Origin of the sequence: Mesorhizobium sp. M0563, from assembly GCF_040321065.1 — a bacterium.
Lineage (GTDB): Bacteria > Pseudomonadota > Alphaproteobacteria > Rhizobiales > Rhizobiaceae > Mesorhizobium.
In genome coordinates this window covers 13,411-26,369 of the sequence record NZ_JAMYQV010000001.1, presented here as the reverse complement: position 1 = coordinate 26,369, position 12,959 = coordinate 13,411, and the positions used below count along the sequence as shown (strand labels likewise).

Annotated in this window: 15 protein-coding genes; 11 read left to right on the top strand and 4 right to left on the bottom strand. The window is 63.0% G+C overall.

All coding sequences use genetic code 11. The features are described 5' to 3' along the window. Window positions 1-117: 117 nt before the first annotated feature. The 6 genes from pbpC to NKI50_RS00095 all read left to right on the top strand — a co-directional run bounded on the left by pbpC (window position 118) and on the right by NKI50_RS00095 (window position 7,064). Window positions 118-2,214: a penicillin-binding protein 1C gene (gene pbpC, locus NKI50_RS00120; protein WP_031194520.1), complete on the top strand. Its 2,097-nt coding sequence runs from the start codon at window positions 118-120 to the stop codon at window positions 2,212-2,214. Between the two features lie 54 nt (window positions 2,215-2,268). Continuing rightward, entirely contained in the window at window positions 2,269-2,955 is a 687-nt protein-coding gene (locus NKI50_RS00115) for a M15 family metallopeptidase (RefSeq protein WP_023720878.1), read from the top strand. Between the two features lie 219 nt (window positions 2,956-3,174). After that, window positions 3,175-4,203 carry a sulfate ABC transporter substrate-binding protein gene (locus NKI50_RS00110; RefSeq protein ID WP_023720879.1) on the top strand — a complete coding sequence of 343 codons (1,029 nt, stop codon included), beginning with the start codon at window positions 3,175-3,177 and terminating at the stop codon, window positions 4,201-4,203. Between the two features lie 18 nt (window positions 4,204-4,221). After that, a complete protein-coding gene (cysT, locus tag NKI50_RS00105; protein ID WP_023720880.1) occupies window positions 4,222-5,073 on the top strand; it encodes a sulfate ABC transporter permease subunit CysT in 852 nt (283 codons plus the stop codon). Continuing rightward, window positions 5,066-5,950: a sulfate ABC transporter permease subunit CysW gene (gene cysW, locus NKI50_RS00100; protein WP_023720881.1), complete on the top strand. Its 885-nt coding sequence runs from the start codon at window positions 5,066-5,068 to the stop codon at window positions 5,948-5,950. Before cysT ends, cysW begins: the two co-directional genes overlap by 8 nt. 73 nt (window positions 5,951-6,023) lie before the next feature. After that, window positions 6,024-7,064, top strand: coding sequence for a sulfate/molybdate ABC transporter ATP-binding protein (locus NKI50_RS00095; RefSeq protein ID WP_352482922.1), 1,041 nt, complete (start codon window positions 6,024-6,026; stop codon window positions 7,062-7,064). Between the two features lie 14 nt (window positions 7,065-7,078). Here the strand turns inward: NKI50_RS00095 and NKI50_RS00090 are convergent, their stop codons facing one another. Then, the gene (locus tag NKI50_RS00090; protein ID WP_023721147.1) at window positions 7,079-7,477 is read right to left on the bottom strand and encodes a type II toxin-antitoxin system VapC family toxin; all 399 of its coding nucleotides are present in this window, start codon (window positions 7,475-7,477) and stop codon (window positions 7,079-7,081) included. Next, window positions 7,477-7,749 carry an AbrB/MazE/SpoVT family DNA-binding domain-containing protein gene (locus tag NKI50_RS00085; protein WP_023721148.1) on the bottom strand — a complete coding sequence of 91 codons (273 nt, stop codon included), beginning with the start codon at window positions 7,747-7,749 and terminating at the stop codon, window positions 7,477-7,479. Before NKI50_RS00085 ends, NKI50_RS00090 begins: the two co-directional genes overlap by 1 nt. A gap of 280 nt (window positions 7,750-8,029) precedes the next feature. On the opposite strand from NKI50_RS00085, the gene NKI50_RS00080 reads away from it, so the two are divergent. After that, window positions 8,030-9,016: a sulfate ABC transporter substrate-binding protein gene (locus NKI50_RS00080; protein WP_023721149.1), complete on the top strand. Its 987-nt coding sequence runs from the start codon at window positions 8,030-8,032 to the stop codon at window positions 9,014-9,016. Window positions 9,017-9,266: 250 nt separating this feature from the next. Then, window positions 9,267-9,716, top strand: a complete 450-nt coding sequence (locus tag NKI50_RS00075; RefSeq protein ID WP_006202816.1) for an RrF2 family transcriptional regulator — start codon at window positions 9,267-9,269, stop codon at window positions 9,714-9,716. An 8-nt stretch (window positions 9,717-9,724) separates the two neighbouring features. On the opposite strand, the gene NKI50_RS00070 is transcribed toward NKI50_RS00075, so the two are convergent. Further along, window positions 9,725-10,204 carry an Lrp/AsnC family transcriptional regulator gene (locus NKI50_RS00070; RefSeq protein ID WP_023721150.1) on the bottom strand — a complete coding sequence of 160 codons (480 nt, stop codon included), beginning with the start codon at window positions 10,202-10,204 and terminating at the stop codon, window positions 9,725-9,727. A 90-nt stretch (window positions 10,205-10,294) separates the two neighbouring features. Between NKI50_RS00070 and NKI50_RS00065 the strand changes: the two genes are divergently transcribed. Next, window positions 10,295-11,203, top strand: a complete 909-nt coding sequence (locus NKI50_RS00065) for an EamA family transporter (RefSeq protein ID WP_352639757.1) — start codon at window positions 10,295-10,297, stop codon at window positions 11,201-11,203. On the opposite strand, the gene NKI50_RS00060 is transcribed toward NKI50_RS00065, so the two are convergent. After that, a complete protein-coding gene (locus NKI50_RS00060; protein WP_023721152.1) occupies window positions 11,204-12,103 on the bottom strand; it encodes a dienelactone hydrolase family protein in 900 nt (299 codons plus the stop codon). Window positions 12,104-12,358: 255 nt separating this feature from the next. Between NKI50_RS00060 and NKI50_RS00055 the strand changes: the two genes are divergently transcribed. Both NKI50_RS00055 and NKI50_RS00050 read left to right on the top strand, forming a co-directional pair. Further along, window positions 12,359-12,508 (top strand): hypothetical protein, encoded by a 150-nt coding sequence (locus NKI50_RS00055; protein WP_023721153.1) that lies wholly within the window; start codon window positions 12,359-12,361, stop codon window positions 12,506-12,508. Between the two features lie 9 nt (window positions 12,509-12,517). After that, window positions 12,518-12,949 carry a hypothetical protein gene (locus NKI50_RS00050; protein ID WP_023721154.1) on the top strand — a complete coding sequence of 144 codons (432 nt, stop codon included), beginning with the start codon at window positions 12,518-12,520 and terminating at the stop codon, window positions 12,947-12,949. Window positions 12,950-12,959 lie beyond the last annotated feature (10 nt).

Genomic DNA, 12,959 nt, shown 5'->3' with positions numbered 1-12,959 from the left:
GCCGCGCCGCCCCTCACCCTTACCCTCTCCCCGTGAAGGACGGGGAGAGGGGGTCGCCAGCGTTGCGGCCATTCACCTTCTCCCCGTCCTCCACGGGGAGAAGGTGCCGGCAGGCGGATGAGGGGCGGCGCCGTGCTCTCCAAAAGATTCCTCCGCCGAGCGGCCATTGCGGGCATTTCCTTCGCCGCAATCACCGCTGTCGCCCTCTGGCAGCTCGACCGCGCTTTTCCGCCGCCGCTGCCGGCTGCGCTGACGGTCTCGACCGAGGTGCAGGACCGTGACGGCCAGCTGTTGCGGGCCTTCGCCACGCCGGATGGCTATTGGCGGCTTGCGACCAACCTGGACCAGGTCGACAACCAGTTCGTCGACATGCTGGTCACCTATGAGGACAAGCGCTTCTGGGATCATCAAGGCGTCGACGTGCTGGCACTGGCGCGTGCGGCCGGACAGTTCGCGACCAGCGGCCATATCGTCTCCGGTGGTTCGACGCTCTCGATGCAGCTCGCCCGGCTGATCGAACCGCGCGACAGCCGCAGCCTCGGCTCGAAGATCAAACAGATGCTGCGCGCCGTCCAGATAGAACGGCGGCTGTCCAAGCGCGAGATCCTCGAACGCTACCTGACGCTGGCGCCCTATGGCGGCAATCTCGAAGGCGTGCGCGCCGCTTCGCTCGCCTATTTCGGCAAGGAGCCGAAGCGGCTGACGGTCTCTGAGGCGGCCCTGCTCGTCGCTTTGCCGCAATTGCCGGAAAAGCGACGCCCTGACCGCAACCTCGAAGTCGCTCATGCCGCCCGCGACCGCGTGCTGACCCGCATGGTGTCGGCAGGCCTGCTCGGCGAACGCGAGGCCGCGCGAGCCGCGCTCGACGATGTGTCGGGGCTGCGGCGGACCTTGCCGGCGCTCGCTGCTCATGCTGCCTATGCAATGCTGCCCAAGGCCATTCCCGGCCAGAAGCTGCAACTAACGATCCGCAAGAGTGTCCAGGAAGGGCTGGAGCAGGTGGCCAAGGATGCCGCCGCCAAGCTCGGCCCTCGCCTCTCGGTGGCCATGGTGCTGGCCGATGCCCGCACCGGCGATATTCTTGGCGAGGTCGGCTCTGCCGATTTCTTCGATGCCAGCCGTTCGGGCTGGATCGACATGACCAAGGTCGTTCGCTCGCCTGGCTCGACGCTGAAGCCGTTCATCTACGGCCTCGCCTTCGAGCAAGGCCTGGTGGCGCAGGAGATGCTGATTGAGGACAGCCCGGCCGATTTCTCCGGTTACCGGCCGAAGAACTTCGACATGGGCTATCAGGGCGATGTCAGCATCAGGCAGGCGCTGCAATTGTCGCTCAACGTGCCGGCGATCCGCGTGCTCGACGCGGTCGGCCCGGCCCGGCTGATGGCGCGCTTTCGCCAGGCAGGCGTGATGCCGATACTGCCCGTCAACGAAGCGCCTGGCCTGGCGATCGGCCTCGGTGGCGTCGGAGTGACGCTGCGCGACCTCGTCCAACTCTATGCCGGCCTTGCCAATGGCGGCAAGGCACACACGCTGCATGACGGCACGGAGCCGGCGAACACCGAACGCTCGACCACCACCATCCTCGATGGTCAGGCGAATTGGCAGATCACGGACATCCTGTCGGGCGTCAAGCCGCCCCAGGGTGCCGCCCAACGCGGCATCGCCTACAAGACCGGCACCTCCTACGGCTATCGCGACGCCTGGTCGGTCGGCTTCGACGGCCGTTATGTGCTCGGCGTCTGGGTCGGCCGCCCCGATGCCGGCGCGGTGCCCGGTCTGTCCGGCTATGTCTCGGCCGCGCCCATTCTGTTCGAAGGCTTTGTCCGTTCCAGCCTAGCCGCCGTGCCGCTGCCAAGCCAACCGTCCGGCGTCCGCCGGCCAAAGCGTGAAGAATTGCCGGTGACGCTGACGCGCTTCGGCGCCGGCGTCGACGGGCTGGTGCAGGCGACGCCGACCGAACCTGCACCAACCATCGTCTTTCCGCCTGACGGCGCCCGTGTCGATCTCGGCACTTCCTCGGCCGACGCCTCGCCGCTGGTGCTCAAGCTGCAAGGCGGCCGCGCACCGTTCCGCTGGCTGGCCAACGGCAAGCCGCTGGTCGGCATCGACCGGCGGCGCACCGCGACCTGGCAGCCGGACGGCGCCGGCTATTCCACCCTGACCGTAATCGATGCGGCGGGGCGCGCGGCCAGTGTGAAGGTTTTTGTCGAGTGAAAGTTTCCCTTGAATAGTTTCCGGCAGGTGATTCAGCGGATTGGGTTTTACGCCTTGCTTTCGGCCGCCGGTATTTCCTCGGCCTCTGCTGACGCCCTCCCCGCCGGCTTTGTTCGGCTGGCCGACATCGATCCCGGTATCCGGCAGGATATCCGCTATGCCGGCCTCGAAAACTTCCTGCATCGCAAGGTAAGCGGTTACGATGCGCCGGTATGCGTCCTCACCAGCCAAGCGGCGCAAGCGCTTTCCGCAGTGCAGAAAGCGATTGCTGCCGGAGGGCTGACGCTGGTCGTGTTCGACTGCTACCGCCCTGCGCGTGCTGTCTCCGACATGGGTGACTGGACAAAAACGAGCGGACCACCGGACCCGCAATGGTACCCAAAGGTCAAGCGCAAGGATCTCATCGCCAAGGGCTATATCGGCGAACTGTCCACCCATTCGCGCGGATCGACGGTCGATGTCGCCATCACGCGAGCGGACCGCAAGAGCGCTCCGAAACCGGCCTGCGGCGCGACCGATGCCGACACGCTGGATTTCGGCACCGGTTTCGACTGTTTCGATCCGACGAGCGAAACGGCTCACCGACCGATCGCCAGTGAAGCGGCGGCAAACCGCAAAAAACTTGTCGAGGCGATGCGCGCCGGCGGCTTCAAGAATTACGCACGCGAATGGTGGCACTTCACGCTGGAAAACGAGCCGTTTCCAAGAGAGCGCTTCAACTTTCCCGTCACCGCCGAATAGTCCGCCAAAACCTCGTTCGGACGCGACGCCGCCATTGCCGAAGAGCTAGCCGTCTCTAGATAATCGCGTCGGGAGCGCAGGTCCCGTGCAAGGGAAAATAGTTCCTCCCATCGCCGAAAGTAGGCGAAAAATTGCTTCAATAGGCCAAAAAAGGCAACATTGAATGCATCTAAATTCTATCAATTCGGTAGATTTGGCGCGAGTTCAACGGAGGCGGAAATGACCAAACCTCATTTCAGGAAACTGCTCGGCGCACTGGTCGCCACATCGGTCCAGTTCGGCACGCTCGGTTTCGCGTTTGCCGACACCACCATTCTCAACGTGTCCTATGACCCGACGCGTGAGCTCTACAAGCAATTCGATGAGGCCTTTGTCGCCCACTGGAAGGCCGAGACAGGCGAGACGGTGACCATCCAGCAGTCGCATGGCGGATCCGGCGCCCAGGCGCGCGCCGTGATCGACGGGCTCGACGCCGACGTGGTGACGCTGGCGCTCGAAGGCGATATCAACGCCATTGTCTCGAAAACGAAGAAGATCAATCCCGACTGGCGGACGAAATTCGAAAACAATTCGGCGCCTTACACCTCGACCATCATCTTCCTCGTCCGCAAGGGAAACCCCAAGGGCATTCATGATTGGGGCGATCTGGTCAAGGATGACGTCCAGGTGATCACGCCCAATCCGAAGACCTCCGGCGGCGCGCGCTGGAATTATCTTGCCGCCTGGGCCTATGCCAGCGCCAAGGATGGCGGCGACGAGGCCAAGACCAAGGGATTCGTTGGCAATCTCTATGCGCATGTCCCGGTTCTCGACACCGGTGCGCGCGGCGCCACCGTGACCTTTGCGCAAAAAGGGCTAGGCGACGTGCTGCTCGCCTGGGAAAACGAGGCCTATCTGGCGCTCGACGAGTTCGGCGCTGACAATTTCGATATCGTCTACCCGCCGACCTCGATCCTGGCCGAGCCGCCGGTCGCAGTGGTCGACGCCAATGTCGACGCCAAAGGCACACGCAAAGTTGCCGAAGCCTATCTGAGCTACCTCTATTCCAAGGAAGGCCAGACGATCATCGCCAAGAACCATTATCGCCCTTCGAAGCCCGACCTGGTGCCGGCGGAGGACCTGGCCAAGCAGCCTGAGATCAAGCTGGTCACCATCGACGACCCACTTTTTGGCGGCTGGAAGAAGGCACAGCCTTATCATTTCGGCGACGGTGGTATATTCGACCAGATCTATAAGCCGGCCCAGTAGCATTTAGATCAGGACGACATGACCACAGCACCCGCCAAGGCGGGGTGGCGGTTCAGGCAGCCGAGCGTCATTCCGGGTTTCGGATTGACGCTCGGCTTCTCGCTTGCCTACCTCACCCTCATCATCCTCATTCCCCTGTCCGGGTTGATCTGGCGCTCGGCGGCGCTCGGCTGGACCGACTTCTGGGCGATCGTCACCGACCGCCGCACCATCAACGCGCTTGAAATCAGCTTCGGCACCGCCTTCATTGCCGCCGCCGTCAACGTCGTCTTCGGCACGATCGTCGCCTGGGTGCTGGTGCGCTACAGCTTTCCCGGCCGCCGCATCGTCGATGCCATGGTCGACCTGCCCTTTGCGCTGCCGACGGCGGTTGCCGGCATCGCGCTGACCACGCTTTACGCACCGAACGGCTGGATCGGCAGCCTGCTGACGCCGCTCGGCATCAAAGTCGCTTATACGCCACTCGGCATTGTCATTGCGCTGATCTTCATCGGGCTGCCCTTCGTCGTGCGCACCGTGCAGCCGATCATGGAGGAGATCGACAAGGAGGTCGAGGAAGTGGCCGCAACGCTCGGCGCCAATCGCTTCCAGATCATCAGCCGCGTCCTGCTTCCCGGACTGGCGCCGGCCATCGTCACCGGTTTCGCGCTGGCCTTCGCGCGCGGCGTCGGCGAGTACGGCTCAGTCATCTTCATCGCCGGCAACCTGCCCTATAAATCCGAGATCGCACCGCTTCTGATTGTCATCAGGCTCGAGGAATATAATTACGCTGCGGCGACAGCGATCGCGGCGATCATGCTGGCGCTGTCCTTCGTGATGCTGCTGGTCATCAACCTGGTGCAGACGTGGAGCCGCAAGCGCTATGGCTGACCCGGAGATCAAATCCTACGCGCCGCACCACGAAAGCCAGTCGCCGGCGGTGACCGAAAGCCGCACGGCGAGAACCGTGCTGATGATCGTGACCTTTGCCTTCCTCGGCATTTTCCTGCTCTTGCCGCTGATCATCGTCTTCAAGGAAGCTTTCGCCAAAGGCATCGAGGCCTACACACAGGCGCTGTCGGAACCGGATACGCGCTCGGCGATCCGCCTGACGCTTCTGGTCGCGGCGATCTCGGTGCCGCTCAACGTCGTCTTCGGCATTTCCGCCGCCTGGGCGATTGCCAAGTTCGAGTTCAAGGGCAAGGCGTTCCTGACCACGCTGATCGACCTGCCGTTTTCGGTCTCCCCGGTCATTTCCGGCCTGGTCTATGTACTCCTCTTCGGCGCGCAAGGCCTGCTCGGTGCCTGGCTCAAGGCGCATGGCATCGTCATCCTGTTTGCCGTGCCGGGCATCGTGCTGGCCACCATCTTCGTCACCTTCCCCTTCGTCGCCCGCGAATTGATCCCGCTGATGCAGGAGCAGGGCAATGGCGACGAGGAGGCGGCCCTGTCGCTCGGCGCCAATGGCTGGCAGGCGTTCTGGTACGTGACGTTGCCTAACGTCAAATGGGGATTGCTCTACGGCGTACTGTTGTGCAATGCCCGCGCCATGGGTGAGTTCGGCGCGGTCTCGGTGGTGTCCGGCCACATACGCGGGTTGACCAACACCATGCCGCTGCATGTCGAAATCCTTTATAACGAGTACAATGCCGCCGCCGCCTTTGCCGTCGCTTCGCTGCTTGCCGGCCTGGCGCTCGTCACACTGGTCTTGAAAACACTTCTCGAGATGCGCTACGGCGCCGAGATCGCCGCGACGCGCGGACACTGACAAAATGCATGTCGCCCAAAAGTGGGAACCGGTTTTGGGATAACGACATGCATCAACTACAAAAGGGATTTGTATGGAAGTTCGCGTTGCCAACGTGCGCAAGGAGTTTGAGCGGTTTCCGGCCCTTCACGACGTTTCGCTCGACATCAAGTCGGGTGAGTTGATCGCGTTGCTGGGGCCATCCGGTTCCGGCAAGACGACGCTGCTCAGGCTGATTGCCGGGTTGGAGCGGCCGACCCGCGGAAAGATCTTCTTCGGCGAAGAGGATGCCTCGCAAAAGTCGATCCAGGAGCGCAATGTCGGCTTCGTCTTTCAGCATTACGCGCTGTTTCGCCATATGACGGTCGCCGACAATATCGGCTTCGGACTCAAGGTCCGGCACGGGCCGTCACGCCCGTCGGCGAAGGAAATCCGCCGCCGCGCCTCGGAACTCCTCAACCTCGTTCAGCTTTCCGGTCTGGAAAAACGCTATCCGGCGCAGCTTTCGGGCGGCCAGCGCCAGCGCGTGGCGCTGGCCCGCGCCATGGCGATCGAACCGGCCGTGCTTTTGCTCGACGAGCCGTTCGGCGCGCTCGATGCCCAGGTGCGCCGCGAACTGCGCCGCTGGCTGCGCGACATCCACGACGCCACCGGCCACACCACGGTCTTCGTCACCCATGACCAGGAAGAGGCGCTGGAGCTTGCCGACCGCGTCGTGGTGATGAGCCAGGGCCGCATCGAGCAGGTTGGCACCGCCGACGAGATCTACGACACGCCGAACTCGCCCTTCGTCTATGGCTTCATCGGCGAATCGAGCTCGATCCCGGTCAAGGTCGAGGACGGCCAGGTCTGGATCGCCGACCGGCCGATCGGGCTTTCCGCGCCGCACGCACCGCAAGGTGAAGCGACGCTGTTCTTCCGCCCGCACGACGTCGATCTGGTGGAAGAATGCAACGGCTGCATCGCCGGCACGGTTGTCGCCAGCCGCCGCGTCGCCGGCACCAGGCGGGTCGAGCTCGAAATCGGCGGCGAACGCCAGCGGGTCGAGATCGAGTTGCCAGTCGACCATCCGGCGGCGCAGAAAAGCCGGGTGGCTTTCAGGCCGCGGCGCTGGAAGCTTTTTCCGGCTGCTTGATCCTCTTTTAGGCGCTACACCAGCCAGTTCTCGACCTTCAGGCCTTTGATCCGGTTGAACTCGCCGGTGTTGGCGGTCACCAGGGTAGTTCCCAGTGCATAGGCGTGGGCAGCAATAAAAAGGTCGTTTTGGCCGATGGTCTGGCCCCTGCCTTCCAGCTCTGCGCGAATCGCGCCGTACTCGGCATCTACCGGCACATCGAGCGGCAAGACAGGAATCTCAGCCAGCAATTCCTCGACCTTCTTGAGCAACTTGGCCGACTCTTTCCTGGCGCAGCCATATCGCAGTTCCGAGGCGACCACGATGCTGGTACACACGGCGGCGTCTCCCACGCGCAGGGCGGCGGCGGCGGCTTTCCCGGCCGGATTTCGGATCATGTCGCTGATAATGTTCGTGTCCAGCATGAACCGCATCAAAAAAATTCCTCGGATTTGACAGGCATATCCTCGACTTCGGGAAAGTCCTCCTCGGAACCGGGGGGCGGCTCTTTCGCCCATTGCGCGAGCAGCGCCGTGAGGCCGGGTTTGCGAACCGGCTCGATGATCAGGCGGTCGCCTTCACGACTGATCAAGACCTTTTCGCCGGGAAGTTCGAACTCGACAGGAATGCGCACCGCCTGACTGCGATTGTTACGAAACAGCTTCGCCTCTTTCGGCGGGGTTGTTGAATGGCGGCGTTGAGGCATGACGATAGCTCCTTGTATATACCATTTGTATATGCCAGACCGCGCGGCGATGCAATCGCCATCGCGTTGGCCGGCCGGGAACCATCGTGCACGCCGAGGGCATCGGCACCGCTGCCAAGCTGCCCGGAAGACTCTGCCTGAAAGAAAAAACTAGAAATCCTCCACAGCGGGAATATTTCTTCTATCGACAACGTGGAGCGGCCGCTCTGCCTGCCTCGTCGCGCACAATGCCTTGCCGCTATAGTCCGGCAATAAGCGCACGCATTGGAGCCTTGTTTTCATGAAGCGATTTTTGCTTGGCGTCGCCACATTGGCCGGCCTGTTCCTCGCATCCTCCCAAGCCTGGTCGGCCGACAAATTGCTGAACGCTTCTTACGATGTCGGCCGCGAGCTGTTTGCGCAGGTCAACAAGGCGTTCGTCGCCGGCCACCCAGGCGTCACCATCGATCAGTCGCATGCCGGGACGTCTGCGCAGGCACGTGCCATCGCCGAGGGCCTCGGCGCCGATGTGGTCACCTTCAACCAGGTCCTCGACATCGACTTCCTGGTCAGGAAGGGTCTCATCTCCGCGGATTGGCAGAAAGATTTTCCCGACAACGCCTCGCCCTTCTATTCGCTGCCCTCCTTCCTGGTGCGCGCCGGCAATCCGAAGCACATCAAGGATTGGAACGATCTCGTGCGCGACGACGTCCAGGTGATCTTCCCCAATCCGAAAACCTCCGGCAATGCCCGGTACACCTACCTTGCGGCCACCGCCTACGCCAAGGAAGCCTTCAAGGGCGACGACGCCAAGGTGAAGGAATTCGTCACCAAGCTGTTCAACAACGTACCGATCTTCGACAGCGGCGGACGCGCCGCGACCACCACTTTCGTGCAGCGCGAGATCGGCGACGTGCTGATCACCTTTGAGTCGGAAACGCGCGGCGTCCGCAAGGAGTATGGCGAGGACAAATTCGAGCAGGTGACGCCCTCGGTCAGCCTTTTGGCCGAGTTTCCGGTGGCGATCGTCGACACGATCGCCGACGAGCATGGCACGCGCGACCTCGCCAAGACCTATCTCGACTTCCTTTATACGCTGGAGGGCCAGGACATCGCCGCCCGCAACGGCCTGCGGACCCGCGACGCGACGGTCGCCGCCAAGTACAAGGCTGAGTTTCCCGATGTCCGCCTATTGACGGTGGAGGATGTCTTCGGCGGCTGGGCCAAGGTCCAGGCCGAGCATTTCGCCGCTGGCGGCCTGCTCGACCAGACTTACGGCAGCCGCTGACGTCTGCAACCTCGTGAACTGATTGAAAGCGGGCGTTTGCCGGCTTTCTTCATTTGCTCGCCGAAAACGTGGCCTCCGCCCGTTCCGGACGCCCGCCCTCCAAAACGTTACGAAGAATCAACGCGTTTGCGCGCAATATGTCTTCGGGCGGCCTGTCTGCGCGAACGGCATCGCACGGCCAAACCGTCATTATTTGCACACAAACAGCCGCCAGATGCGGGTGGTTGGGGCTTAATGGGTTGACTCGGGCATGCTTACCAAAAAAGGCAAATACGGCCTCAAGGCTCTCGTGCATCTGTCCGGCCTGCCGGTCGGCCAGCTCGCATTCGTCAACGACATTGCGGTCGCCAACAACATCCCCAAGAAATTCCTGGATGCCATCCTGGGCGAGTTGCGCAATGCCGGCTTCGTCCAGAGCCGCAAGGGCAAGGAAGGCGGTTACCGCCTCGCCCGTCCCGCTTCCGAAATCAAGATCGGCCATGTCGTGCGTGTCCTCGACGGGCCGCTGGCGCCGATCCCTTGCGCCAGCCGCACACAATACCAGCGCTGCGAGGATTGCGACGAGGCGACCTGCCAGGTCCGGCACATGATGCTGGAGGTGCGTCAGGCGATCGCAGAGGTGCTGGACAACCGCAGCCTCGCCGCCATGCGCGACGCCGACAATGACGATTTCCCGGTCGAGCTGACGTCGCAGATTTAAATCTAGCATCAGGCCGGGCGCTTCACCGCCCCTAGCGGCGAGCGTGCCACTACCGGCGTCGACTGGATGATCGCCGTATTGGTCATCGCATGGGGAATGATCCGGTCGATCACCCGCTCGAGCTCGGCGACCGAGCCGACATGCGCCAAAGCGATGAAACAGTCTTCGCCGGTCACCCTGTCGCATTGGGCGATTTCCGGTAGGTCGCGGATGATTTCGGCCACGACAGCGAGTTGCCCCGGCACCGGCCTGATGCGCAGCCATGCCGACAGCTTCATGCCGAGCGCCGCCGGACTGATACGCACCGTATAGGCCTCGATCACACCGCTTTCCTGCAGCCGCTTGATGCGCTCGGCCACGCTCGGCGCCGACAGGCCGACCGATCGCGCCAGTTCGGCGGTGCTGGTGCGCGCATCCTCTTCCAGCAGGCGCAGGATTTTCAGATCCGCCGGGTCCAGATCGGTATTTTCATTTCGAAGGCGTTTCAGCGCAATGCTCCTTGCTTTCGGAAAGGAAATGGCCGCAATGCCCGGCCATCATCCATATCAATGGCAAAAATCGCCTGCGATACTGATCCCATGCAAGATCGGACGCAAGCCCCCGCAGCAAGTCCGGCACTCGCCGGCCCCGCCTTTACCTTGGCAAACGCGGTCCCGCCGCATCTCTGGTTCGGCGTCAGCGCCGTGTTCCACTATCTCGGACCGGCCTTGGCGGTGCTGCTGTTCCCGCATGTCGGCGTGCTGGGCATGGCTTGGCTGCGCATCGCCACCGCGGCACTCGTCTTTGCCCCATTGACCCGGCCATGGGCGGTCTTCGCCCGCGCCGATCGCTCGACGCGGTTGTTGCTTGTGGCTTTCGGCGTCTGCCTTGGGGTGATGAATTGCTCGTTTTACCTGGCGCTCGACCGGCTGCCGATCTCGCTGGTGGCGGCGATCGAATTCGTCGGCACCATCGGCGTTGCGCTTGTTGGCCTCAGAAGCCCGCGCAATCTCGCCGCCCTCGCAATCGCTGTCGCCGGCACCCTGTTGCTGATCGACGTCAAATGGTCGAGCGATCCCGTCGGCCTGTTCTGGGCCTTCCTCAACGGCACGCTGTTCGTTGGCTACATCGTGCTCGGCCACCGTATCGCGCGCGGCGGCGCCGGCGATGGCATCGCCGGGCTGGGTGCCGCCATGGCGGTCGCCCTTCTCGTCGTTCTGCCGATCGGTTTCGCCGATGCTCTGCCGGCTTTCTCGGCGCCGCCGCTGCTGTTTGCGGCGGTCGGCGTCGGCATCTGCTCGTCGGTCATTCCCTATATTTGCGACCAGCTTGCCATGTCGCGGCTGCCGCGCTCCAGCTTCGCGCTGATGCTGTCTTTGCTGCCGGTCACCGCGACGTTGATCGGCGTCATTGTGCTGCGGCAGGTGCCAAGCCTCACCGACTGCATCAGCATCGCGCTGGTGGTGGCCGGCGCCGCCCTTCACAAACCGGCGCCGGCGCCCACCTGATCAGGCCAGCTTCTCCTTGAGGAAAGCGATCGTCCGGCCCCAGGCGAGGTCAGCCGCCTTCTTGTCGTAGCGGGCCGCCGACGTGTCGTTGTTGAAGGCATGGTTGGCGCCTTCATAGACATAGACCGAGTATTCGACATGAGCCGCGTCGAGTGCCTTCTTGAAGGCATCGATGCCGGCATTGGTGCGGGTGTCGAGCCCGGCATAATGCAGCATGAGCGCGGCCTTGATCTTCGGCACGTCCTCGGCCTTTGGCTGCATGCCGTAATAGGCGACGGCGGCGGCGAGGTCCGGCGCGTTGACGGCCAGCATGTTCACCGTGCCGCCGCCCCAGCAGAAGCCGACGGCGCCGACCTTGCCGTTGCCGTCCTTGTAGCCTTTGAGGTAGGTGACGGTTGCCACGGCATTGGCGGCGACCTGTGCTGGATCGAGCTGGGAAAACAGGTCACGTGCCCTGTTTTCATCGTCCGGCGTGCCGCCGAGCGGTGTCATGAAGTCCGGCGCAAGCGCTACGAACCCTTCCAGCGCCACGCGCCGCGCCACATCGCGAATATGCGGGTTGAGACCCCTGTTCTCGTGCACCACGATGACGGTGCCAAGCTTGCCGGTCTGGTCCGCCGGCTTGACCAGATAGCCCTTCATCTCGCCGCCCCTGCCGGGATAGCTGATGTCCTCGCCTTTCACACGCGGATCGTCTTCGGCGACGATTGCCGCCTGGGCCGAATTCGCCGCCAGCAGCGGCGCGATCGCGGCCGCTGCCGCACCCGATCCGGCAAGCCTGGTCAACTGCTCCATGAAGCGCCGCCGGTCGAGCGTCAGGTGCGTGTATTCGTCATAGGCATCGATCATCGCCTGGGTAATGACAGGCTCGGCGGCAGTGGGTCCGGCAGGTATTGTCATGGCGCGCTCCTCGTCGGCGCCCCCCGCGGCAACATAGAGCCGAAGCTTGCCTGGTCCAGTCACGGCTGAGTGAGGCTGCCATACGTCCCTGCACGAGGGCCGTGATGCCGCGCGCCCCACTGTCGTTAAATTTTGGTCCTTTGTGGCAATGCTAAATGCACGCACCACCATATAAAACAAACTTACCAGGCTAGGCCTCGCTCGCGCCATTTGGTGAGGAAAGAATGCCTGATTGACGACGAAGGAATTACGCCCATGACCTTTCCCTCCCCGCTTCTGGCAAGTGGGTTCGCCCTCGCCGCTATGGCTTTGCTGGCGCTGCGGTTCACTGCCTTCACCGCCTTCAAACGATCGTTGATCAAAATCCGCGTCAACCGGCACCCGGCCGCAAACACCAAAGCCTGAGGAAAGGTCATGGACGTTCAGGACATCATCAACACCGTCTCCCAGAAATCCGGTCTCAACCAGGCTTTGACGGAAAAGATCGCCGGCACGATTTTCTCGGTGCTCGAACACGAGGCGGAAGGCACGACTCTGTCCAGCTTCTTTGCCAAAATCCCGGGAGCCGACGCCCTGGCCAAGCAATATGATGTCATGGCTCCCGGCGCAGCTTCCGGTGGTGGCCTCCTGTCCTCGCTGGAGGGCGCGCTCGGCGGCGCTCTCGGCGAAAAGACCGGCGCGTTGATCAACGGCGTCGCCATACTCAAGGCATCAGGCCTTACGCTCGCACAGATCAGCCAGGCCGGCACGATGCTGGTCCAGCAGGCCGAGGCAGCCGCCGGCCCGCAGCTGACCAGTGAGGTACTTGCATCGGTACCCGACCTGAAAGGGCATCTCGGGCTCTGAAGGAACTTCT